The following is a 21,335-nucleotide window of genomic DNA, read 5'->3' on the forward strand; positions in this document are numbered from 1 at the left end:
CCGAGGAAACTCGGGGCTTTTTGTTTTCATACTCAACAAAAGGAATGATATGAAGTTGATCTCTGCAATCTTGCTTGCCGCCTCGCTTGCAGTGAGCGCCCATGCAGCCAATCCGAATCCCGATGCCAAGCAGGTCAAGGCCACGCACGACCTCCTGGTGGCGATGCAAGCCGAGAAAATGATGCGCATGACCGCAGGCATGAGCCGCTACGCATCGGAGGCGGAGCGCAACCGGGTGATGGACAAAGTGATGGCAACGCCGGCGGAAATCATCTACGCGGGACTGGCAACGCCTGTGGCCCGCCTTCTCAGCCCGGAGACAGTGACCGAGATGACGCGCTTCTACGAGTCCAGCTACGGCAAGAAGTCGCTGGACAGCATCTACAACAGCGGCGCCCAGCTTTACCCGGCAGTTCCCAAGGCAACGCCCGCCGAGCAGGCCGCGATGAAAAAACCTGCCTACATCAAGGCCGACCGCGAATTCAAGGAGAACGAGCAGGCGATTCGCCACGAAGTGTTCGTGCTGCTGAAACAAATCATCAACCCGAAGAAGTAGGCCCTTGATGGGGCGCTTGCCGGGTGCGAAAATCGCGCGGCACAGCGTTCCTTTTCAAACATTCGTGAGATTTTAAATGGCAGTTTCCAAAACCCGTCTCGATGCATCCCGCTTCTTCCTCCGCCTCGCCATTGGCGGCATGGCCATCCTCATGGGCTTCCAGGCCCTGCGGCATTCCGGCTTCCCATCCAGCCTTAACGGTGCCGGCTATTGGGCCTTGCACCTGACCGAGATGCTGTGCGGCGCACTGATCATGATCGGCCTCCTGATGCCTTACGCCAGTGCAGTCCTGACCCTGGTAGTGGGCTTGCCGATCGTGCTTGGCTGGATTCACGGCGCGCCCGTCCTGGGCAACCTGCATGCCCTGTTCCTCTTGCTCGTCGTGACTGCAACCGCGCTTGGCGGTGCAGGGCAGTGGTCGCTCGGCAAAGACTGAGGATTCTGCGCTATGCTGGAGTGATGCATTGGAAGTCACTCCTGGTTTGCTTACTCGCCGCACCGTGGGCGCGGGCGGAGACTATTACGCTCAGTAACGGCGAGTGGTTGCCTTACCTGTCCGAGACTTTGCCGCATTACGGCGCCGTGTCGCGCATCGTGTCCGAAGCGTTCGCGCTGGAAGGCATTACCGTCAAATATGTGTTCCGCCCCTGGCCGCGCGCTTATGCTGAAGCGCAGCGTGGGCTGGTCAACGGCTCGGTGGTCTGGAGCGTGGGGCCGTTGACGACTGAGCGGGCACGCGAATTCCTGTCCAGCGACACCGTGCTGGAAGCCCAGTCGGTGTTTTTCCTTCGCAAAGGCTACAACTTTACCTGGACCAAGGATGCCGACCTGGCCGGCCTGCGTATCGGCGGCGTGGCCGGCTACGAATACCGCTTCGAGGAAGTGCCGGGTGTTCGCCTGGACCGCGCCTCCACCGAAGAACTCAACTTGCGCAAACTGCTGGCCGGGCGCGTGGATGTCGTTCCTGCCAGCCTTGATGTGGGCCGCTACATCCTGCGCACGAAATTCAAACCGGAAGAAGCCGCCGGCATTACCGTGGCGCCGGGACGCTACAACAGCACCCAATACCGCCTGATCATGCGGCGGGCCGACGCCGAAAATGCCGGCTACATCGAGCGTTTCAACCGTGGGTTGCGTAAGCTGAAGGAATCGGGCAAGTACGACCAACACATGGCCGACCTGGCCGCCGGGCGATACTGATCGTGGCGCTACTTGCTGGAAATAAATAACTGTATATAATCACAGTATTTTCAGCAAGCTAACACTGGAGCCGCGATGATCGATGAATTGATGGAAGAGGAAGTGCTGGTGCAGGAAGACCGCGTCTGGCAGGACAACGGCTGGACTGCGCGCGTCATCAAGAATGAAGATGACGATGGCTGGGCGGTGGCGATGATCAAGGATGGCGAGGCGGAACCGGCGCTGGTCGGTCCCTGGACCATGGGCCGCGACAAGAAGAACCCGAAGCCGCTGGATGTGAATGCCTTCAACACCCTGGTGAAGACCGCCAGTGAAGTGATCCGCCGCCACGAGCAGCAACTGCACGCCCAACTGCACCGCAGCGTGCGCGTCCACACCGAGGGCGCCGCCTACATCACCGTCAACCTCGACATCACTCCGGATGAAGACGATCCCTTCGCAACCCTGACCGCCTTCGATCCATTCGGCGAAGAACAGGCACAAGTGCGCGTGGCGCCGAATTTCAAGCTGAGCGTTGCAAGCGCGACGGCGTGGATGGAATCGGGATACCGCAAGCCTTCCGCGTGAAAAAAAATCATGTGCGCCGATAGTCCATTCGTGACAAAGCGCGCACTTTGCAGGCCCTTCCACGGCTAAGCTGGAAGGGTTTGCGCGAACTCAATTGCAGACGATCTTTGTGACGATATAGTCGCCTGACGCCGTCGTGGCGTTCACTTTGATTAGGAGGCTCAGCATGATCGCAAGCTCCAGCAGCAAAGTCGTCCAACTCGGTTCGTACAAGGCATCCAGGCGAAACAACTCGATCTCCGGCTTATCGTCGGGGGCATTCATGACGGTACAGCTTCACCTGGCCCATTCGTCAAGCTTCGCGGGCGCGGGCATCATTGCAGGCGGGCCGTTCCGGTGCGCGGAGGTGTTCCGGCCGGACGACATGATGACTGCCGAAGATGCTTGCATTGAGAACTCGCTGTACATCTGCATGAATCCACTGATCCCGCAGGTGTCGCCGGATGCGCAAAAGCTCGCGGACATGGCGCGGCAGACGGCAAAGGCAGGAATGATCGATGCGGTGACCAATCTTGCCGACGATCGCCTCTACATCTTCACCGGCAGCGCGGACGACGTGGTCGATTCGGACGTGGTGGCGCGGACCCGCAAGTTCTATGAGCTGCTTGGCGTGAAGCCGGCAAATATCCGTTACGTCGATAATGTGCCCGCAGGGCACAGCATCATCACCGACAACCCGGAGGATTCGGGCCTGTCCACCAACCAGCCGCCCTACATCAATAATGGCGGCTTCATGCAATCGCACGACATCCTGCGCCATATCTACAGCGACCTGCAGCCCGCGGCGGAAAGCCTTTCCGGCCAATTGCTGCGATTCGACCAGACCGAATTCTTTGCCGACGCGACTGACCGGGCCAGCATGAGCCAGTTCGGCTATATCTACATCCCGTCCAACGTCGCGGCAGGGAAGGTGAAAGAGCCGCGCGTGCACATCGCGCTGCATGGCTGCAAGCAGGGCTACAACTACACCGATTACGTCAACGGCCGCGCCGATATCGCCAACCAGCCGCCGTACGGCAACCGCTATTTCACCACCACCGGCTACAACCACATCGCGGAGAGCAACGACATCATCGTGCTGTATCCACAGGCCGAGGGTACGGACAATGACGCCGTGCAGAACCCGGATGGTTGCTGGGATTGGTGGGGTTATACCAGCGCTAATCCGCAAGCTCCCGACTACTATTCGCGCGAAGCGGTGCAGATCAAGGCGATCCACGCCATGCTCGACCGTCTTTGCGCCTGAGCGACCCTGGAGGACGATATGAGCAAACTTCCCGTTTCCGTCGGTTTGAAGTCGATCGATAAGCCAGGCGTTCCCGCCTTGCGCGAGTCCCGGGCCATCGCGCCGCTGGCTGTCTCAATCAAGGCCGGCAGGCTGGCGCAGCGGCAGGCATCGCGCATGCTGCACAACAGCGTATTGTCGGCGGGGCTGGCGAGCCGCTTCGGTGATCCGCAGGTCTGGAGCGAATGGCTGCAGCTGCAGGCGGCCGTCATGCAGCGCCTGCACCAGCAGAACCTCGATTGGCGCCAGGGCTGCGCCATCCTGGCCGAGGACTATGCCCTGATCCGCCATGCCAACACCATGTCCAAGATGGTGGAAAAGCAGGGCAACTTCTTTTCGCAATGGACGCTGCTGTTGACCAACCAGGCGACCAGCCTGTTTGAGCTGATGGAGAACATCCACGTCGATTACGGATATTGGGCGAGCCAGAAGACTTCAATCGAAGCAAGCTAGGCGTTATTGACAAGCTAATATCCGGCGACTTTCAGTTTCCGGATTTTAGATGCGTTACTTGTTCCTTGCCCTGATCGGCAAGGGACGGCTCACATCCGAAAAGGCCGTTGAAATGGACGCCTCCGGAAAGGCGATCCGGCTGGCCGATTCCGGTCGACGCCACGCCGGTCGCTGTGCGCGACAATCAGCTGATGTTCGAATATGGCGATAAGCGCTATTGGGTCGAGCCGGACGGAAAAGTCCAGCGCGCAGGCAAGCTTTCGCTGCCTGCGGTGACGGAAACGCAGTGCAAGACCGCCATTGAGTTCAAGGACGCCGACTACGTTCATTGCGAGGCGTTTCCCGATATGGGGACGCGCGCGCCGCGAACGATCGCTTATGAAGGCGCCTGCCCCTAGAAGCCCAGCGAATAGCCTAGCGTTACGCTGCGTCCACGGCCAGCGAAGTAGCGTGCCGGCTCCACCAGGGCGCTTTGCGAGTAGTAGGTGATGTAGTCCTTGTCGAACAGGTTGGCGATGCCGACGCGCAGCGCACCTTTACCCAGCTTGTAGCCGAGGGATGCGTCGGCCAGCGTATAGCCGCAGAATTCCTTGGCCGGATCGTCGAAGCTCTGGTTGAAGGCGTGCTGCACCTGGACGAAGGTGGACAGCTTGTCGCTCCAGTCGGCGCTCCAGCTTGCGATCAGGCGGTTGGGGGCCACGTTCAGCCCGTCCAGCTTCGCATCCAGGCTGCCGTCGCTGTTGCTGTCGTAGCGGCCCTTGGTATAGGCGTAGGCGACGCTTGCGCGGTGCGCTTTGCTGAAGCGGTAGGTTGCGCTGGCATCATAGCCTTCCAGGCGCGTCTTCTCGCGCGCCATATTGAAGACGCCATTGACCGAAATCACGCGCGCGCCGAAATCGGAGTCGGAGCGGTAGTACGCGGCGTCCAGGTCCCAGTCGCCATTGCGCACGCGGGTGCCAAGCTCGATGCCCTCGGTCAGGATCGGTTCCAGGTTGCGCATATTGCTGATCTTCTGTCCGGGCGTGTTGATGGAACGCAGGGTGCGGCCGATGTCCGGCAGGCCGAAGCCTTCGGAATAGCTGGCATAGATGGTGACGTCCTTGGCGGGAGTGAGCACCAGGCCCGCGTTGGCCAGCGTTTCATTGAACTTGATCTTGCCGCCTTCGACGAAGGTATTGTTGTATGCGGCGAGCGTGCGGTAGCTGTCCACCTTCAGGTCGGCGTTTTCGCGGCGTACGCCGGCATGCAGGGTGAGGGTGTCGAACACCTTGTATTCGCCCTGGAGGAACAGCGAAAGATTGGTGTACTTCGATTCGGGCACGAAGGTGCGGCCGGTCAGGTACATGTCCTGTTTGCCTTTGTCGGACAGGGTATCGAAGCCTACGGTCAGCTTCATGCGGCCGTCAAGCAGGCCAGCCTTGGTCAGGCCGGTCTTGCTGCCGAACTTGGAAGCGACGGCGCGCGACTGATCGTATAAAGTGCCGCGCGGTGCGATCTTCACGTCCTGGAACGTAGCGGATCTGTCGGCGCCGAACAAGCCCACGAATTCCTGGTTGAAGAGCATTGCGGACAATTCCATGCCGGCCAGGTCGTAATGGTTGTAGCTGGCGCTGCTTGTCCACACATCGTTCCAGGCCGGCACACCCGGCGGCGTGCCTTCTACCGAAGTGGAAGGAATGCCGCGCGTGCGGTCGCCTGCCACGCCGAGGTAGCTGGCCTTGGACTTGATGCGGTAGCGGTTGATGGAGAACTGCAGCTTTTGCTGGTCGTCCGGACGGTAGCCGATCTTGGCTAACACGTCGTAGCTGCGCGAGTCCATCAGGTCGCCCTGGGTGACATCGACGCCGATGCTGCGGCCTTTGCCGTCCAGGTACAGGCCCTGGTCTTCATAGGACACGGCGAACAGATAGTCCAGCTTGTCCAGGCGGCCGTCGATGCGGTAGCTGGTCTTGTAGTTCAGGGTGTCGCCTTCGACATCCTCGGTCGGCGCGATGACCTGCACGTCGACATGCTGGTTCATCGTTCCTTTTTCCGGGCGGCGCGTGATGATGTTGATGGTGCCGCCGGTTGCACCGAGGCCGTTGATGGCGTTCGGGCCCTGTACGATTTCGATGCGCTCCACCATGGAATAGTCGATGGTGTGGGCTTCGCGGCCGGTCGGACGCACCGGGTTCGATTGCGGCACGCCGTCGACCAGGATCAGCGGCGTGCGGCCTCGCAGCGTTTCGCCGGAGCCGTTCATCTTGCCGCGACTGGGCGTGTACGAGGGCAGGATGCTGCTCAATACATCGGACGAATTGCCCGAAATGGCCAACTGCCGTTCGATCTCCTTGCGGGTAATGACCACCACCGTTTGCGGCGCCTTGTCCGCTGCGACATTCGAGCGGGAAGCCTGGATGACGACGGTTTCGATAACGGGATCCTGCTGGTCCTGGCCCTTGGTTTGCGCCTGCGCCTGCGCTTGTGCGGACAGGCCAAACAGGACGGCTGCGGCCAGCGGGCGGTATTTGAACGGGAATGGCTGGTACGACTGCACTGGGAGCTCCTTGACGGCTTGCGATGACCAAGGGCTGGCAGGTTGCTGGCTGAGGTGAGAATGTTTCTCATTATCATTCGCGCAAGCTGTTGCTGTCAACGCCGAGTGCGCGGGCCGCCAGCCTTAAATATCGTTGTACGGCTCGGTGAATTTCGCAATTGTTTGGCGTGTGCCGTTGCTTGCACAATCCAGCTTACCGCCAATCTTCTCCCGAATCGACATGATAAAAACATCCTTGCCTGTAGCGCTGATCGCATCCGCATTCTTGCCGCCGGCTTGCGCCGCGGCTGCACCGTTAATCGTTTCGTCGCCGGATGGGCGAACGGCAATCCGGATCGAACGGGATGCCAGCCGCTTCAGCGTTTCACGCGGCGGACAGGCGGTGATTGCGCCGTCGCCGCTCGGACTGGAGTTCGATGGCGTCCCTGAACTGGGCGCGCTCGTGCTGGAAAAGCGCAAGGACGTCAAAGTCGACCAGGTCATTCCGCTGATCGCTACCAAGTCGGCGCAAGCGGTGGACCGTTATCGCGGTGCGACGCTGGTGTTCCGCGAGCGGGGAGCTGCAGGGCGCCGCTTGTCGATCGACCTGCGGGCTTATACCGACGGCGTGGCCTTCCGATACCGTATCGACGGTACTGAGCCGGTGCGGCTGCGCGGGGAAAAGACGGCCTTCGTTCCGGCAGGCGATCCGGAATGCCTGGTGACTGTAGCGGACCGGGCACACGAAGCGTCGTTCGAGCGCATGCAGCTGTCGCAACTGCGCACCGGGCAGGCGTACGACGTGCCGGTAGTGTGCACCGCGCCTTCCAGCGGTACCGTCTACGCCATCACGCAGTCGAACCTGGGCGGCTACACTGGCGCATCGCTTATCCGCGAGGGCAATGCCCTGAAGCTGCGGCTGTCGGCGCCGCCGGAGCGCAGCGCGCCGGCCTTCGTCTCGCCGGCAGGACTGGCCACCGCCTGGCGCGTCGTGATGATGGGAGACCGCGTCGGCGACTTGATCGGCTCGCACCTGGTCGGCAACCTGAATCCGGCGCCGGCAGGGGACTTCAGCTGGGTCAAGCCGGGCAAGGCAGCCTGGGACTGGTATTCGGGCCCATTGGCCGGCATGAAGCCGGACATGGCGAGCTATAAGCGCTTCATCGATTTCGCCGCCGCCGCAGGATTGCCGTACTACCTGATCGATGCCGGCTGGGCGATGGGCAGCGGTCCGGAATGCTGGATAGCGCTGCCGGGCACCGATATCACCCGCGCGGCGGATGGCATCGACATGCCGGAACTGGTGCGCTATGCGGCCGCCAAAGGCGTGGGCCTGATTTTGTGGGCCCACTGGGAGCACGTGGCGCAGCGCATGGATGAAGTGCTGGACACCTATGCCCGCTGGGGCATCAAGGGCGTCAAGATTGATTTCATGAACCGGGACGACCAGGATATTGTGGCGTACTACTACCGGGTCGCGGAGGCGACGGCCAGGCGCAAGCTGCTGCTGGACCTGCACGGCGCCTATGTTCCGGCCGGCTTGCAGCGCACCTATCCGAATTTCATTACCCAGGAAGGCGTGCGCGGCGCCGAGTGGAACAAGATGGACAAGAGCATCACGTCCCGTCATAACCTGATGCTGCCCTATACCCGCATGCTGGCCGGGCCGATGGATTACACGCCGGGCGGCTTCCGCAACGGCACGCCCGCCAGCTTCGCCGTGCGCGAGGTGAACCCGCAGGCGCAAACCACGCGGGGCCAGGCGCTGGCCATGTACGTGGTGTACGACAGCCCTCTGCAGATGGTGTCGGACGATCCCGGCGCATACCAGGATGCCGACGGCTTCGATTTCGTGCAGCGCGTGCCGACCGCCTGGGACGACACACGCTTCCTGTCCGGCACGCCGGGCCAGGACATCGTGCTGGCGCGGCGCAAAGGCGACAGCTGGTACCTGGGGGCGATGAGCGCGGAAGAGGGCGAGCGGGTCGAGCGCGTGGCGCTCGGCTTCCTGCCCGAAGGCCGCTACCGCGCCACCGTGTGGCAAGACGGCGACACGCCGAACGCGGTGCATCGCGTTGTGCGCGAGGTGACTTCACGCGATGTGCTGTCGCTGCGGCTGGCAGGGGCTGGCGGCGCGGTTGCGATCATCGAGCGCTTGCGTTGAGCAAAGGCAGCACGCCGGTCGCATGGCCGGGGGTGTTGAATTTCATCCATCGTTTTGCGAATTATCGCAATTGCGGCCGAGTACCAATGTTTGCAATATATAGTGAACCAGTGAATGGCTGCGGCCGTCGCGGGGGACGCACAATTTAAACAAAAGCAGCAAATAGGGGATATTCCATGAGGAGACAAACAATGTGGTACCAGAATTCAGCATTCGCAATTGCCTGTGCCGCGATGCTGGCGGCCTGCGGCGGCGGTGGCGGCGGTAGCGATGGCGGAGCAGTGCAGACAATGGCTTTCAGCTTCCCGGGCGGCACCGAGGTCGCCATTCCGCCTGAAGTGGCAAGTACTACCTTGAAGGCGACCGCCAGTTCCGGCGGTCCGGTTACGTTCACTTCGAACACGCCGGACGTTTGTTCGGTGAGCGGCGACAAGCTGTCGCTGCTGAAAGCGGGCGAGTGCTCGGTGACCGCCACCCAGGCCGGGTTCGAAGGCTACGCCCCGGTTTCGCAACGCCAGCTTTTCGTGATTCCCAAGCGGCCGCATATGGTCTCCTTCCGCAATCCGGGAGCGCAGGCGCTTGATTCGCAGCCGGTAGCACTGGCTGCAGTGTCCGACCTGGGCCGGCCCGTCACCTTCTCATCGAGCACGCCAACCGTGTGTACCGTCAGCGGCAGCACGATGACCAAGGTTGGCAATGGCCTGTGCACCATCACCGCCCAGTCGGACGGCGGCGATATCTATGCGACAGCGACCATGGTCAAGAATATTCCGATCGGTACCGAAAAAGCGCCGGTACTGACGCATTTCAGCGGCTTCAAGGACGCCTCGACCACCAAGGAAGGCGGAACCATCAACGGCTACGCGGGCGTGAACCTGAACGGCTGGTGGTGCAATGGCTGGTGCGACCAGGTCCTGTCGGAAGACGGCAACAATCTCAGGTTCACCTTCAACGTCAAGCTGGACAAGCCGAACGACGGCAGCTGGATTGGCGGCTACTACGGCTTGCATGTCCTGGGCGCCGGCCTGAAGGAAATCTCCAAAGTCGGCCCGATGATCAGCGGCGTGCGAATCGACTCGCAGGCGTCCATGAAGTTCCGGATCGCTCAGAACGCCGAATGGATCAACACCGGCAACAACACTGTCAACGTCGACCTGGTCCTCGGCCACTTTGCGCTAAAGAACGGCAAGGACGCCTGCAACGTGACGCTGCGCTCGAAAGTCAGGCCCGCCACCACCGACGCCACCGACTACACGGTCTCCTTGCGCGATGTGACGGTCGCCGAGTCGTGCGGCCTGAGCGACATCAACACCTGGAATGAGCTGCAGGACTACCCGATCGTCCAGGTCTCGTTCAACGCCGACAGCATGAACGTTTCGGTTTCCAGTACTCCGCTGGACAAGCCTACCTACCCGACCCGGATTACGTTGACCGGCCCGATTACCTTCCAGTGATGCGCCAGCAAGCAAAGCAGATAACAGGATAAATATAATGAAGAGAATAGAGACAACGAACGCCAGGCAGCCACTCAAGATGACCGCGCTGGCTTTCGCCGCAGCGCAGCTTGCAATGCTGTGCAGCAGCGCCGCGCAGGCCCAGGCCCAAGCAACGGAGCCGGCGGCCAAGGACACTCCGGCAGTGGTGGTGGTGACCGGCCAGCGCCGCCAGGTCGAAACCGCACAGCGCATCAAGCAGGAGTCTGAACTGATCGTCGACTCGGTGGTGGCCGACGAAGCCGGCAAGCTGCCCGACAAATCGATTACCGAAGTGCTGCAGCGCGTGGTGGGCGTCACCATGGACCGCAACCGCACGCGTACCGGCGCCAACCTGGCGGCCAATGGGCTGGGGTTCGACGTGGAAGGCTCGGGCATCCAGGTGCGCGGCCTGTCCTGGGGTTCCTCCACGCTGAACGGACGCGAAACCTTTTCGGCGGGCTGGCCCGGCCGTGAGCTGAGCTGGGGCGACGTGCCGCCGGAACTGATGGCGGGCGTGGACGTGTACAAGAACCCTTCCGCCGACCTGATTGAAGGCGGCATCAGCGGCCAGGTCAACCTGCGCACGCGGCTGCCGTTCGACACCAAGGGCCAGAGCGGCGCGCTGACCGTATCGGACAACTACGCGGTGCTGGGCAAGAAAAACTCGCCGGCTTATTCCGGCCTGTACTCGAACCGCTGGCAAACCGATATGGGCGAGTTCGGCGCGCTGGTGGATCTGTCGTACGGCAAGACCACCAGCCGTTACGACTCGATCGACCAATCCGTCTACTACCCGAGGAGCAACCTGGTTCCCGGCCGGACTGTGTGGGTGCCGGTGGGCGCTTCCTGGGGCACCAGCACAGGCGAGACCGAACGCAAGGGCTTCTACGGCGCCCTGCAGTGGAAAAAGAACGGCAAGGAATCGTCGCTGACCTACTTCGACTCTGCGTTTCGTTCCACGAACTTCGGCAACAATATTTTCACCGGGGGCGAAGATCCCTACCTGACGAAATATACGGACGCCAGGTACGACAGCAATGGCGTCTTCCAGTCCGGCATCCTGAGCTATCCGATCGGCGGCAAGGGCGCAAACCAGTTCGCCGAGGGCGGCCTGCGCATGGGCACTACCCGCAATTACAGCGACGTGAAAGGGCGCACGCGCGAGCTGGCCTGGAACTTCAAGTGGCAGGCCAACGAGCGCTGGTCGTTCCAGAACGACCTGCAGTGGGTCCACTCCACCAATTCGGGCGATTTCGGCATGATCAATCTTGGCACCTTCGTGCCGAGCATGGGTGTGGACGTTTCCGGTGCGCGGCCTGCGTTCAATTTCGACGAGAAGGCGCGCAACTTCCTGGCCGATCCCGCCAATTATTACTGGGACATTTCGCAGCCTGACGTCAACAAGGCCAAGGCGGACCTGTATGCGTGGAAGGTGGACGGCAAATATGTATTCGACCACCCGGTCCTGCGCGACGTGCGCTTCGGCATGCGCCTGACCAAGCGCTCTTCCAGGAAGGACAAGAACGCCGGGACCGGCTGGAAGTCCTTCTCCGAGGAATGGGGCGTGGCGACCACCAAGGTGGCGGGGCAATTGCCCAACCCGGCCGACCTGGGCTGGCAGCGCAGCAACTTCGGCTACCTGAGCGACCCGCGCTATGCGGCGCTCGGCAGCGTCGAAACCTTCGCTTTCCCGAACTTCTTCAATGACCGCATGAGCTCACCGCCGACGATCGTGGTGCCGACCCGGGCCCTGATCCAGGACAAGCCGGCCGCCTACCAGAAATTGTTGACCGCCCTGCGCTATAACTGCGAGGACGCCAATGCGATCAAGGGCACCAGCACCGATTGCTCGCAGATGGGCAGCGACTGGATACGCGATAGCTTCAGCGACGAGCCGAAGTACGTCAGTGAGCACAGCGAAGGGACGCAAGCGCTGTATGGCAGCCTGCGCTTCGGCTTCGACGACTGGAAATATCCGGTGGAAGGCAATGCCGGCGTGCGCGTGATCCGTACCAACACGGTGGCGCATGGCTATACGGTGTTCAAGCCTAGTTATAGCGATTCGACCCCGCCAAGCCTGCCGCGCTTCGGCACGATCGACGAGCCGATGGACCTCAAGTCGAATCACATCGACGTGGTGCCGAGCCTGAACCTGAAAGCCAACCTGACGGACAAGCTGCAATCGCGCTTGGCGCTGTCGCGCGGTATCTACCGCCCCGGCTTCGACCAGCTGCAGGAGTACATCACCCTGAGCCAGAACGTCACCATGGACAGCGGCGGCAAGAACATCAGCATGGTCACCTACACCGGCAAGAACGATGGCAACGTGAAGCTGAAGCCGCTCAAGGCGAACAACGTCGACCTTTCGCTGGAATGGTACCCTCAGAACGGGCAGTCGCTGACCGGCGTGGTGTTCTACAAGAACGTCAGGGACATCATCATGTCCGAGACTTACACCCGGACGATCAAGGATACGGCCGGCAACGAGCAGGACTTCGAGATCACGGGACCGGCCAATGCCGCCAAGCTCTGGCTTGCCGGCGTCGAGATCGCGGGCCTGACCTACCTGGACAAGCTTCCCGTCCTGGCCGAGCGTCTGCCGGAGTGGGCGAAAGGGCTTGGCGTGTCTGCCAACTTCACCTACACGCACGGCAAGCAGGAGCTGTATCACCCCTTCAATATGCCTTATTGCAATGCAGGCAGCCTGTCGATCGGCGGCAACCTGTATGGCTGCGACACCAACGGCTTGCCGTTCAAGAACTTGCCGGTGCCATACATGTCGAAGCGCGCCTTCAACGCGGCATTCCTGTACGACCGCGGGCCGATCTCGGCGCGCCTGGCGTACAGCTGGCGTGACCGCACGCTGCTGGCAACCGGTGTGTACGGCGCTTCGGGCGACAAGGGCACCAGCGCCGATCCGGTGCGCATTGCCGCCAACGGCGGTGTCGCACCGACGGACGTTGGCTGGGGCCTGCCGGTCTGGCAGGAGGCCGTGGGGCAGTGGGATGCCGGTATCAACTACCGCTTCGGCGAGCACTTGTGGGCCAGCTTCAACGTCAGCAACCTGACCAATGTCGTGACGCGGCAGACCAACCAGCAGGCCCCGGGCAACATGGGCCGCTCCTGGTACGACCCGGGCCGCAGCTATCGGGTGTCGGCAGGTTATACTTTCTGACGCTGATCGCCGCGCCGCCCTGGGCCGGCGCGGCAAGCGCTGCTGCCACATGGCATAAACTTGTGGCATCAGCCCGTTGAAGGATTAACCTGCCGTAAATTGATGATCATTTCTTCTGCTACCGATTACCGGGAAGCGGCGCGGCGCAAGCTGCCGCCGTTCCTTTTCCACTACCTTGACGGCGGCGCCGGCACCGAAACCACGTTGCGGGCGAATGTAGGCGACCTGCAGCAGGTGAACCTGCGCCAGCGCGTGCTGAAAGGCTCGGAGGAGCTTGACCTGTCCACCGAATGGTTCGGCGTGAAGCAGGACTTGCCGCTGGCGCTGGCGCCAGTCGGCCTCACCGGCATGTATGCGCGCCGCGGCGAGGTGCAGGCAGCAAGGGTGGCGGCGGAACGCAATATTCCCTTTATCCAGTCCACGGTTTCGGTCTGTCCCTTGAAGGAAGTGGCGGAACAGTCTTCCAGGCCGCTGTGGTGCCAGTTGTACGTGCTGAAAGACCGCGGCTTCATGCGCGATTACCTGCAACGGGCGCGTGACCTGGGCATCAAGACCCTGGTGTTCACCGTCGACATGCCGGTGCCCGGTGCGCGCTACCGCGATGCGCATTCCGGCATGAGCGGCCGTAACGGCCCGCTGCGCCGGGTGCTGCAGGCCATGCTGCATCCGCGCTGGGCGCTGGACGTGGGCCTGCTGGGCAAGCCGCATGACCTGGGCAATATTTCGGCCTATCGCGGCAATCCCACCGGCCTCGCCGATTACCTGGGCTGGCTGGCCGCGAACTTCGATCCGGGCATCGACTGGAATGACCTGCAATGGATCCGCGACGAGTGGCAGGGGCCGATGGTCATCAAGGGCATTCTCGACGCGCAGGATGCGCGCGACGCCAGGTCCTTCGGCGCCGATGGCATCGTCGTCTCGAACCATGGGGGGCGGCAGCTCGATGGCGCCCTGTCAACGGCGCGGGCGTTGCCGGCCATCGCCGAAGCGGTAAAAGGGGACGTGACCATCTTCGCCGATTCCGGGGTGCGCACCGGCCTTGACGTGGTGCGCCTGCTTGCGTTGGGGGCGGACGGGGTACTCATTGGCCGTGCTTTCGTCTACGCGCTGGCGACCAGCGGTGCAGCGGGCGTGCGCAACCTGCTTGCCATCCTCGAGAAAGACATCCGTACCAGCATGGTGCTCACCGGCGTGAAGTCGGTGCGCGATATCGGCGCCGACATTCTCGCCTGAAGCGAAGCTGATTTGGCCGGCGTTGCTTTTTCACGAGTTGCGTTGTACAGTATATATGCAAAACATAATCCAGGAGGAATAGTGAAGAGACGGGAAATACTGAAACACCTTGGCGCGGCCATTCCCGCATTGGCCGTGGCGCGCTACGGCCAGGCGGCGGCTGGCAGTGCACCGCAACATGAAGCCATGGCGCGCGGACCCTTCAAGCCCGACTGGGATTCGCTGGCTGCCTACCGCACGCCGGACTGGTTCAGGAACGCGAAGTTCGGTATCTGGGCGCACTGGGGGCCGCAATGCGAGCCCGAATTCGGCGACTGGTATGCGCGCGGCATGTACGAAGAAGGCAGCGATGCCTACAAATATCACCTGAAGAAGTACGGTCATCCATCGCAGTTCGGCTTCAAGGACGTCATCCACCAGTGGAAGGCGGAGCGCTGGGACCCGGACGCGCTGGTTTCCCTGTACAAGCAGGCCGGCGCCAGATATTTTGTGGCGCTGGCTAACCATCACGACAATTTCGACCTGTATGCCAGCAAGCACCAGCCGCAGTGGAATTCGACCCGGCTGGGTCCGAAGAAGGACCTGATCGCGGGCTGGGGCGCGGCTGCCAGGCGCCACGGCTTGCGCTTCGGCGTCAGTGTGCACGCGGCGCATGCCTGGACCTGGTACGAAACTGCGCAGGGCGCCGATAAAACCGGCCCATATGCCGGCGTCCCCTACGACGGCAAATTGGCTAAAGCGGACGGCAAGGGCAAGTGGTGGCAGGGACTGGACCCGCAAGCCTTGTACGCGCAGAACCATGCTTTGAGCAAGACCCGCCATACCCACGAACTGTGGGATTGGGGGAACGGCGCCTCGGTTCCCGACCAGGCTTACTGCGAGAAACTGTATGACCGCACCGTTGAACTGATCAACAACTACGACCCCGACCTGGTGTACTACGACGACAGCAAGCTGCCGCTCTGGCCGGTCAGCGACGTCGGCCTGCGCATGGCGGCGCATATGTATAACCGCAGCATCGCCAGGAAGGGCAAGCTGGACGCCGTCGTCAACGGCAAGATACTCGATGAACAGCAGCGCAAGACCATGGTGTGGGACATCGAACGGGGCCAGAGCAATGTGATCGAGCCGTTGCCCTGGCAGACCTGCACCTGCATCGGTAGCTGGCATTACGATCGGCGCGTGTACGACGACAAGGCTTACAAGAGCGCGCAAACCGTTGTACATACCCTGATCGATGTGGTCAGCAAGAACGGCAATTTGCTGCTGAGCGTTCCGGTGCGCGGCGACGGCACGATCGACGAACTGGAACGCGCCATCGTCGAGGAGATCGGCCGCTGGCTCGCAGTCAATGGCGAGGCGATCTACGACACGCGGCCATGGTCGGTGTTTGGCGAAGGGCCGTCGCTGGCCGAGTCGTCGCCGCTCAGCGGGCCTGGCTTCAATGAAGGCAAGAACAAGCCGTTCACTTCGGACGATATCCGCTTCACGACCAAGGGCGATGCGGTGTATGCCATCGTTATGGGCTGGCCGGCCAGCGGCAAGGTCGCCATCAAAGGCATGCAAAGCGGCAGCCCGCAGATGACGAAGGCGGTATCGCAGGTTGAACTGGTGGGCGGGAGCGCGCTGGCCTTCACGCAAGGGCCGGATGGTTTGCAGGTAGCCTTGCCGGCCAATGCGCCGGCGCTGCCATATGCCTTCGCGCTGAAAATTACCTGAAGGGGATGTATGAAGAAAGGTCTATTGGCTGCGGCTTGCCTGCTGTCGCTGCATTGTGCGCAGGGCTTGGCCCAGCAGGCGCCTGCGAACGCCACGGATGAAGAGCGCTCGGCGCTGAAGTCGAAGTCCGATTCGGGCAAGTTGGCTCCGGAATTGCGGCTGACTGCGGAAGACATGCGCTGGTGGCAGGATGCGAAGTTCGGCATCTTCATTCACTGGGGGCTGTACGCCATTCCGGCCAAAGGGGAATGGCATATGCACAACGACAAGGTCGATCCCCAGGAATATGCCAGGCTGGCGAATCAATTCAAGCCAAAGCATTTCAATGCGGACAGCTGGGCACAGCTGGCCAAGGATGCGGGCGCGCAGTACATGGTGATGACGGCGCGGCACCACGACGGCTTCGCCATGTTCGCCAGCAAAACGAGCTACCGGAATTACGACTCCGGCCACTCGGCAGCGCACAAGGACTTCATCGCCGACTATGTCGCAGCGGTGCGGCGGCGGGGCATGCGTGTCGGCATCTATTATTCGCCCATGGACTGGCGCTTCCCCGGCTATTTCGATCCCAAGGGATTGCCGGACAACGCGGCCCTGATGAAGAAGCAGGGGTATGGCCAGGTGCGCGAATTGATGTCCAACTACGGCAAGATCGACATCCTCTGGTACGACGGGGGCTGGCTGGCGCATCGCGGCAGCGATGCCGATGCGGCCTGGTTCTGGCAGCCGGAGATCCTGAATGCGCAAGTGCGCAAGCTGCAGCCCAAGGTCGTGATCAATCCGCGTTCGGGGTGGCAGGGCGACTTCGATACCGAAGAAGGCGGCCAGCCGGTCACCGGACCGATACGCAAGAAACCCTGGGAGAAGACATTCTCGATCGGGCCGGCATGGGGTTACGTGCCGGGCGATGCAATGGAGCCGGGCCAGGTGATCCGCCTGGTGGTAGACGCCGTGGTAAGGAATGGCAATGCCCTGGTCAATATCGGGCCTGATGCGGACGGCCGGATTCCTGACAACCAGGTGCGGACGCTGCAAGGCATCGGCGTCTGGATGCGCGTCAACGGGGAGAGCATCTACAACACGCGGCCGGGACCTTTCCAGCCTGTTGACGGCGTCTATGGCTCGACCATGCGCGGCAAGAACGTCTATGTCCACGTGCTGTCCTGGCCTGGCGAGAGCCTGAAGCTTCCTCCTTTGCCAGGAAAGGTGGTTTCGGCCAGCACCCTGGCTGGTGCGCCGGTTCGCTTCAGCCAGAGCGGCAGCGGCATCGTCGTCAGCATGGACGCCGCCAGGCGCGATGCTGTCGATACCGTCATCAAGCTGGAAACCGATGCCGAGCCTGGCATGGTCGCCGGCGCCGACTGACGATCAGGCGCTGCTGCCGGCGAAGGTGCGGCTCACCCGTTGCAGGTGCGTGCGCATGGCCTTGCGCGCATCTGCGGCATCGCGCGCGGCGATGGCGTCGAAGATGGCGCGGTGGTCGAGCAGGGTGGCTTTGCGCAGTTCTTCGGTTCGGTAGTGTTCCTTGAGGCGATGCCACAGGTTGCTGCGCTGGCGCCAAAGATAATCGATGACGCCGACCAGCGCTGCATTGCCGCTGGCGCGCGCAATCGCAAGGTGGAAGTTGCGGTCCGCCTGTTCGTTGGTGGCGCGGTCTTCGTGGCTGCGCTCCATCTCCAGCATGGCGGCCAGGATGGCATCGAGCGCCGCCGCGCTGGCGTTCTTCGCCGCCATGGCGGCCACTTCGGTTTCGATGACGCTGCGGGCGGACAGCACCTCGAATGGTCCCGGGCCGGCTTCCGGTACGGCGGCCGGCGATGCCGCATCCTGGTTGACGTAGACGCCCGAGCCGCCGCGCACTTCGACTACGCCGCCCAGTTCCAGGGCAATCAGCGCCTCGCGCAGGGACGCGCGGCTGACTAGCAGCATGGCGGCCAGCTCGCGCTCGGGAGGCAGGCGTGCTCCGGCGGCGATACCCTGTTGCCGGATCAGTTCCTGGATGCGTTCGGCGACCACCCGATACATGCGGGTTTCCGGCTGGCGCGACGTCGATGGCTGCATGTCGGTCATGTCTTCATTCCTTCGATTCGGTAGAAGCGGCGGGCGTTGTTGCCGAACACCGCTGCCCGCTGCCGTTCATCCAGGCCGGACAGCAAGGTTTCGCTAGCGTCGACCCAGGCCGCATAGTCGGTTGCCAGCCGCAGCACCGGCCAGTCGCTGCCCCACATCACGCGCTCCGCGCCGAACACCTGCAGCGCGTGGTTCGCATAGGGTTGCAGCTGCTGCACGGTCCAGCCCGGGCCGGCTTCGGTGACCATGCCGGACAGTTTGCACTCGACTTGCGCCAGGACGGCCAGGCGGGCCAGGTCGCGCAGCCATTGCGCATCCGGCATGCCGTCCATGGCCGGCTTGGCCAGGTGGTCGATCACGATTGGCAGCGCGGGGTAGCGCCGTGCGAAAGCGTATAGCGCAGGCAGCTGGCGCGGCAGCACCAGCGCATCGAAACCGAGGCCGTGGCGCAGCATGGCTTCCACCGCGGGCGCCAGGGCAGGATCGTCGATCCAGTTGTCGTCGGCCAGGTCCTGCAGCATGGGACGCAGGCCGCGCAGCCTGGGGTGGGCCGCCAGGGCGGCAATGCGCTGCGGCGCATCGGGCGCTTTCAGGTCGGTCCAGCCGACCACGGCCTGCACGAAATTGTGGCGGTCGGCCAGGTCCAGCATGTAGCGCGTGTCGGCCTCGTTGGGCATGGACTGCACCAGCACTGTGCCGGCAATGCCGCTTTCGCGCAGCAGGGCGGACAGGTCTCCGGGATGGAAGTCGCGGTGGATGGGCGCAAGCCCGGGCGGCGGCCAGGCGCCGTTGCGGGCGGCCAGTTGCCAGAAATGCTGGTGGGCGTCGATGCGTGTCATGATCCGGAGTTTAATGGGTCGGGGAGGAACGGCATGGCGTGCGCCGGAATGATGGCGCCGTGGTGCATGACGACGGTGGCGGCAAGGGCGCAGGCGAATTCCGCAGCCTGGATGTGATTTGCGCCAGCCAGCCGCCGCGCGAGATAGCCGGCATTGAAGCTGTCGCCGGCGGCGGTGGTGTCCAGCGCCTGGACTTGAACTGCAGGGACGTGCGCAGCACGGCCACAGCAACCGCCAAGCAGGCAGCCGCCGGCGCCGAGCTTGAGCACTACCTCCGGCACGCCCAGCGATTCGATGCGCTGCAACGCCCGCGCCGGATCGGCTGCTCCGTGCAGGACCACTTCGTCGTCAAGGCTGAACAGGGCGTGGGTGCTGAGGCGTGCGGCGCGGTCCATCCATTTGGCGGCGGTGGCGGCGTCCCACAGGGCGGCGCGGTAATTGTTGTCGAGAGCAACCCAGCCGCCAGCGGAGCGCACTGTTTCGGCCAGGGCCAGCAAGGCCGTGCGGCGGTCATCGTCCAGGATCGCCAGCGTGATGCCTGTTACCAGCAGGACGCGGCATTGGGCCAGCGCCGCGCCAAGTTGCGCCAGGTGCGCGGCGGACAGCATGGAGCGTGCCGCCGACTGGGCGCGCCAATAGGCGAAACGGCGCTCGCCGCCGGCGTCGGTCTCGATCGCATACAGCCCGGGCGTGCCGCCTGGCCGGGTTTCGACCAGGCTGTCGTCGATGCGCTCGGCGTGCATGTGGTTGCGGATCAGGATGCTCATCGCGTCGTCGCCCAGTGCGCTGACATAGCGCACCGGCAGGGCAGGGACCAGCCGCTTCATGTAGACCGCCGTGTTGTAGCTGTCGCCGGCGGCCGCGTGGAGGATCGTACCGTTCGGCTGTGGGCGCAGCTCCAGCATGCATTCGCCGGCCGACCAGAGTTCGCCGTTCACGCTGCGTAATCCGTCACAGGCCGCGCAGCGGCAATGCGCAACGCTGCTCGCAGGCGCGGCTGGGCCAGCGGCAATTGCATCCGGTTGGCCAGCGCGAGCACGGGCAGCAGGCGGCGCCGCTTCTTCTCCTCGTGGTTCTGCGCGATATCGGCAAGGCGGTGGGCCAGGAAGGGATTGTTGAAGCGGTCGCGCACCTGCGCCAGGTAGGCGCGGGCGATATTGCCTTCGCCCCGCGCCTGGAACACGGGCAGCACTTCCTCTTCCCAGAGCGCCTCCAGTTCCGCACGCAATTTTGGATCGGACATGGCCTGCAGCACGGTTTCATCGTCGGGGCGGCCCCATTGCAGCCACTGTTCGGCCAGGAAGGTGTGGCCCAGGTTCAGCAGGAAGAGCTTACGCCGTTCATGCGGTTCCAGCTTGTCGGTCAGCACGATCTGGGGATGAGTGCAGGGCAGCACCATGTTTTCCTGCGCTTCGATGACCCAAATGGCATAGGGTTCGGCCACCGCACCGGCCGGCTCGATCGGCTCGGAGACAATGCGGTCGACCAGCGAATTGACCCACACGCAAGTGTCCTCCAGGTAGGCCAGGAAGGCGTCGCCAAGCTGCCACTCGCGCGCCAGCTTGCAGACCAGGCCGCGCAGCACGCTGCCGTTATTGGCCACCAGTTCGCAAGGATACAGCGTGAGCGGCGCCGCGCCGTGGCGGTAGCGGTGGTACAGCAAGTCCAGCAGCTTGGCGGGGTAGCTGCGAGGCGGCTTTTCAGCGCCGAGCATTGCCGGGACATCCTGCCCGGACAGCTCGTAGCCACGGTCGCCCGTGTTGGAGATGATGACCTGCACCGGTCCAGCAGCCAGCGCCCGGACTGCCGCCCAGTCGCGGTCCGCGTGCAGGCCTGCTGCGATGGAAGTGACGCGGTGCTCCTGGTCGACCACGGCGCCGCCTTCGAGGCCGCGAATGCGCACCGGGTAGCCGCCGGGCGCGTTGAACGCCGACAGCCGCTGCGCGCTTTGGACGCTGCCGGTGGTCTGCACTACGGTGATCTTGCCAAGCGCCCGCTGCTGGTCCAGCGCCTGGTGCACGAACAGGTCGACGTGCGCCTGGAGGAAGCGGCTGGTGCCGAATTGCAGGATTGGAGTCGACATG

Annotated in this window: 19 protein-coding genes; 13 read left to right on the forward strand and 6 right to left on the reverse strand. The window is 63.0% G+C overall.

Annotated elements, in window-relative coordinates:
- The first annotated feature begins 49 nt into the window (after window positions 1-49).
- The 4 genes from ACN9M3_RS13760 to ACN9M3_RS13775 all read left to right on the forward strand — a co-directional run bounded on the left by ACN9M3_RS13760 (window position 50) and on the right by ACN9M3_RS13775 (window position 2,323).
- The gene (locus ACN9M3_RS13760) at window positions 50-556 is read left to right on the forward strand and encodes a hypothetical protein (RefSeq protein ID WP_426323101.1); all 507 of its coding nucleotides are present in this window, start codon (window positions 50-52) and stop codon (window positions 554-556) included.
- Window positions 557-632: 76 nt separating this feature from the next.
- Window positions 633-992, forward strand: a complete 360-nt coding sequence (locus ACN9M3_RS13765; protein WP_426171513.1) for a hypothetical protein — start codon at window positions 633-635, stop codon at window positions 990-992.
- Window positions 993-1,099: 107 nt separating this feature from the next.
- Window positions 1,100-1,756, forward strand: coding sequence for a substrate-binding periplasmic protein (locus tag ACN9M3_RS13770; protein WP_426171515.1), 657 nt, complete (start codon window positions 1,100-1,102; stop codon window positions 1,754-1,756).
- 75 nt (window positions 1,757-1,831) lie between these two features.
- Window positions 1,832-2,323, forward strand: a complete 492-nt coding sequence (locus ACN9M3_RS13775; RefSeq protein ID WP_426323104.1) for a hypothetical protein — start codon at window positions 1,832-1,834, stop codon at window positions 2,321-2,323.
- A 90-nt stretch (window positions 2,324-2,413) separates the two neighbouring features.
- On the opposite strand, the gene ACN9M3_RS13780 is transcribed toward ACN9M3_RS13775, so the two are convergent.
- On the reverse strand, window positions 2,414-2,587 hold the full coding sequence (locus tag ACN9M3_RS13780; protein WP_426323106.1) for a hypothetical protein: 174 nt from the start codon (window positions 2,585-2,587) through the stop codon (window positions 2,414-2,416).
- Between ACN9M3_RS13780 and ACN9M3_RS13785 the strand changes: the two genes are divergently transcribed.
- The 3 genes from ACN9M3_RS13785 (at window position 2,586) to ACN9M3_RS13795 (ending at window position 4,459) form a co-directional block, all read left to right on the forward strand.
- Window positions 2,586-3,569 carry an extracellular catalytic domain type 2 short-chain-length polyhydroxyalkanoate depolymerase gene (locus tag ACN9M3_RS13785; protein ID WP_426323108.1) on the forward strand — a complete coding sequence of 328 codons (984 nt, stop codon included), beginning with the start codon at window positions 2,586-2,588 and terminating at the stop codon, window positions 3,567-3,569. The genes ACN9M3_RS13780 and ACN9M3_RS13785 overlap by 2 nt on opposite strands.
- An 18-nt stretch (window positions 3,570-3,587) precedes the next feature.
- Window positions 3,588-4,061, forward strand: a complete 474-nt coding sequence (locus tag ACN9M3_RS13790; protein WP_426171520.1) for a hypothetical protein — start codon at window positions 3,588-3,590, stop codon at window positions 4,059-4,061.
- Window positions 4,062-4,168: 107 nt separating this feature from the next.
- On the forward strand, window positions 4,169-4,459 hold the full coding sequence (locus tag ACN9M3_RS13795; RefSeq protein ID WP_426323110.1) for a hypothetical protein: 291 nt from the start codon (window positions 4,169-4,171) through the stop codon (window positions 4,457-4,459).
- On the opposite strand, the gene ACN9M3_RS13800 is transcribed toward ACN9M3_RS13795, so the two are convergent.
- Entirely contained in the window at window positions 4,456-6,597 is a 2,142-nt protein-coding gene (locus ACN9M3_RS13800) for a TonB-dependent receptor (protein ID WP_426323112.1), read from the reverse strand. The genes ACN9M3_RS13795 and ACN9M3_RS13800 overlap by 4 nt on opposite strands.
- A gap of 220 nt (window positions 6,598-6,817) precedes the next feature.
- Here ACN9M3_RS13800 and ACN9M3_RS13805 point away from each other — a divergent pair, with 220 nt between their 5' ends.
- From ACN9M3_RS13805 to ACN9M3_RS13830, 6 genes are all read left to right on the forward strand, one after another.
- Window positions 6,818-8,740, forward strand: coding sequence for a glycoside hydrolase family 97 catalytic domain-containing protein (locus tag ACN9M3_RS13805; protein WP_426323114.1), 1,923 nt, complete (start codon window positions 6,818-6,820; stop codon window positions 8,738-8,740).
- A gap of 176 nt (window positions 8,741-8,916) precedes the next feature.
- Window positions 8,917-10,194 (forward strand): hypothetical protein, encoded by a 1,278-nt coding sequence (locus ACN9M3_RS13810; protein WP_426323116.1) that lies wholly within the window; start codon window positions 8,917-8,919, stop codon window positions 10,192-10,194.
- A gap of 37 nt (window positions 10,195-10,231) precedes the next feature.
- On the forward strand, window positions 10,232-13,390 hold the full coding sequence (locus tag ACN9M3_RS13815) for a TonB-dependent receptor (protein WP_426323118.1): 3,159 nt from the start codon (window positions 10,232-10,234) through the stop codon (window positions 13,388-13,390).
- A gap of 102 nt (window positions 13,391-13,492) precedes the next feature.
- Window positions 13,493-14,623, forward strand: coding sequence for an FMN-dependent L-lactate dehydrogenase LldD (gene lldD, locus ACN9M3_RS13820; protein ID WP_426323120.1), 1,131 nt, complete (start codon window positions 13,493-13,495; stop codon window positions 14,621-14,623).
- Between the two features lie 81 nt (window positions 14,624-14,704).
- Window positions 14,705-16,342, forward strand: coding sequence for an alpha-L-fucosidase (locus tag ACN9M3_RS13825; RefSeq protein ID WP_426323122.1), 1,638 nt, complete (start codon window positions 14,705-14,707; stop codon window positions 16,340-16,342).
- A 9-nt stretch (window positions 16,343-16,351) separates the two neighbouring features.
- The gene (locus tag ACN9M3_RS13830) at window positions 16,352-17,707 is read left to right on the forward strand and encodes an alpha-L-fucosidase (protein WP_426323124.1); all 1,356 of its coding nucleotides are present in this window, start codon (window positions 16,352-16,354) and stop codon (window positions 17,705-17,707) included.
- Between the two features lie 3 nt (window positions 17,708-17,710).
- Here the strand turns inward: ACN9M3_RS13830 and ACN9M3_RS13835 are convergent, their stop codons facing one another.
- Genes ACN9M3_RS13835 through ACN9M3_RS13850 form a run of 4 tightly spaced genes read right to left on the reverse strand, consistent with a single transcriptional unit; the run spans window position 17,711 to window position 21,334 of the window.
- Window positions 17,711-18,412, reverse strand: a complete 702-nt coding sequence (locus tag ACN9M3_RS13835) for a FadR/GntR family transcriptional regulator (protein ID WP_426323126.1) — start codon at window positions 18,410-18,412, stop codon at window positions 17,711-17,713.
- Entirely contained in the window at window positions 18,409-19,251 is an 843-nt protein-coding gene (locus ACN9M3_RS13840; protein ID WP_426323128.1) for an amidohydrolase family protein, read from the reverse strand. Before ACN9M3_RS13840 ends, ACN9M3_RS13835 begins: the two co-directional genes overlap by 4 nt.
- A complete protein-coding gene (locus tag ACN9M3_RS13845; protein ID WP_426323130.1) occupies window positions 19,248-20,189 on the reverse strand; it encodes a sugar kinase in 942 nt (313 codons plus the stop codon). Before ACN9M3_RS13845 ends, ACN9M3_RS13840 begins: the two co-directional genes overlap by 4 nt.
- Window positions 20,186-21,334 carry a mannitol dehydrogenase family protein gene (locus ACN9M3_RS13850; protein WP_426323132.1) on the reverse strand — a complete coding sequence of 383 codons (1,149 nt, stop codon included), beginning with the start codon at window positions 21,332-21,334 and terminating at the stop codon, window positions 20,186-20,188. The genes ACN9M3_RS13845 and ACN9M3_RS13850 overlap by 4 nt, the downstream gene beginning before the upstream one ends.
- Between the last annotated feature and the right edge of the window lies 1 nt (window position 21,335).

Origin of the sequence: Pseudoduganella sp. R-43 (genome assembly GCF_049913255.1) — a bacterium.
In the GTDB taxonomy this organism is placed as follows: domain Bacteria; phylum Pseudomonadota; class Gammaproteobacteria; order Burkholderiales; family Burkholderiaceae_D; genus Rugamonas.

Bases quoted from the DNA above. Each gene is read 5' to 3' on its own strand.
- ACN9M3_RS13760 (WP_426323101.1), top strand. From the start codon at position 50: ATGAAGTTGATCTCTGCAATCTTGCTTGCCGCCTCGCTTGCAGTGAGC.
- ACN9M3_RS13765 (WP_426171513.1), top strand. From the start codon at position 633: ATGGCAGTTTCCAAAACCCGTCTCGATGCATCCCGCTTCTTCCTCCGC.
- ACN9M3_RS13775 (WP_426323104.1), top strand. From the start codon at position 1,832: ATGATCGATGAATTGATGGAAGAGGAAGTGCTGGTGCAGGAAGACCGC.
- ACN9M3_RS13785 (WP_426323108.1), top strand. From the start codon at position 2,586: ATGACGGTACAGCTTCACCTGGCCCATTCGTCAAGCTTCGCGGGCGCG.
- ACN9M3_RS13780 (WP_426323106.1), bottom strand. From the start codon at position 2,587: ATGAATGCCCCCGACGATAAGCCGGAGATCGAGTTGTTTCGCCTGGAT.
- ACN9M3_RS13790 (WP_426171520.1), top strand. From the start codon at position 3,588: ATGAGCAAACTTCCCGTTTCCGTCGGTTTGAAGTCGATCGATAAGCCA.
- ACN9M3_RS13805 (WP_426323114.1), top strand. From the start codon at position 6,818: ATGATAAAAACATCCTTGCCTGTAGCGCTGATCGCATCCGCATTCTTG.
- ACN9M3_RS13810 (WP_426323116.1), top strand. From the start codon at position 8,917: ATGAGGAGACAAACAATGTGGTACCAGAATTCAGCATTCGCAATTGCC.
- ACN9M3_RS13815 (WP_426323118.1), top strand. From the start codon at position 10,232: ATGAAGAGAATAGAGACAACGAACGCCAGGCAGCCACTCAAGATGACC.
- lldD (WP_426323120.1), top strand. From the start codon at position 13,493: ATGATCATTTCTTCTGCTACCGATTACCGGGAAGCGGCGCGGCGCAAG.
- ACN9M3_RS13830 (WP_426323124.1), top strand. From the start codon at position 16,352: ATGAAGAAAGGTCTATTGGCTGCGGCTTGCCTGCTGTCGCTGCATTGT.
- ACN9M3_RS13835 (WP_426323126.1), bottom strand. From the start codon at position 18,412: ATGACCGACATGCAGCCATCGACGTCGCGCCAGCCGGAAACCCGCATG.
- ACN9M3_RS13840 (WP_426323128.1), bottom strand. From the start codon at position 19,251: ATGACACGCATCGACGCCCACCAGCATTTCTGGCAACTGGCCGCCCGC.
- ACN9M3_RS13850 (WP_426323132.1), bottom strand. From the start codon at position 21,334: ATGTCGACTCCAATCCTGCAATTCGGCACCAGCCGCTTCCTCCAGGCG.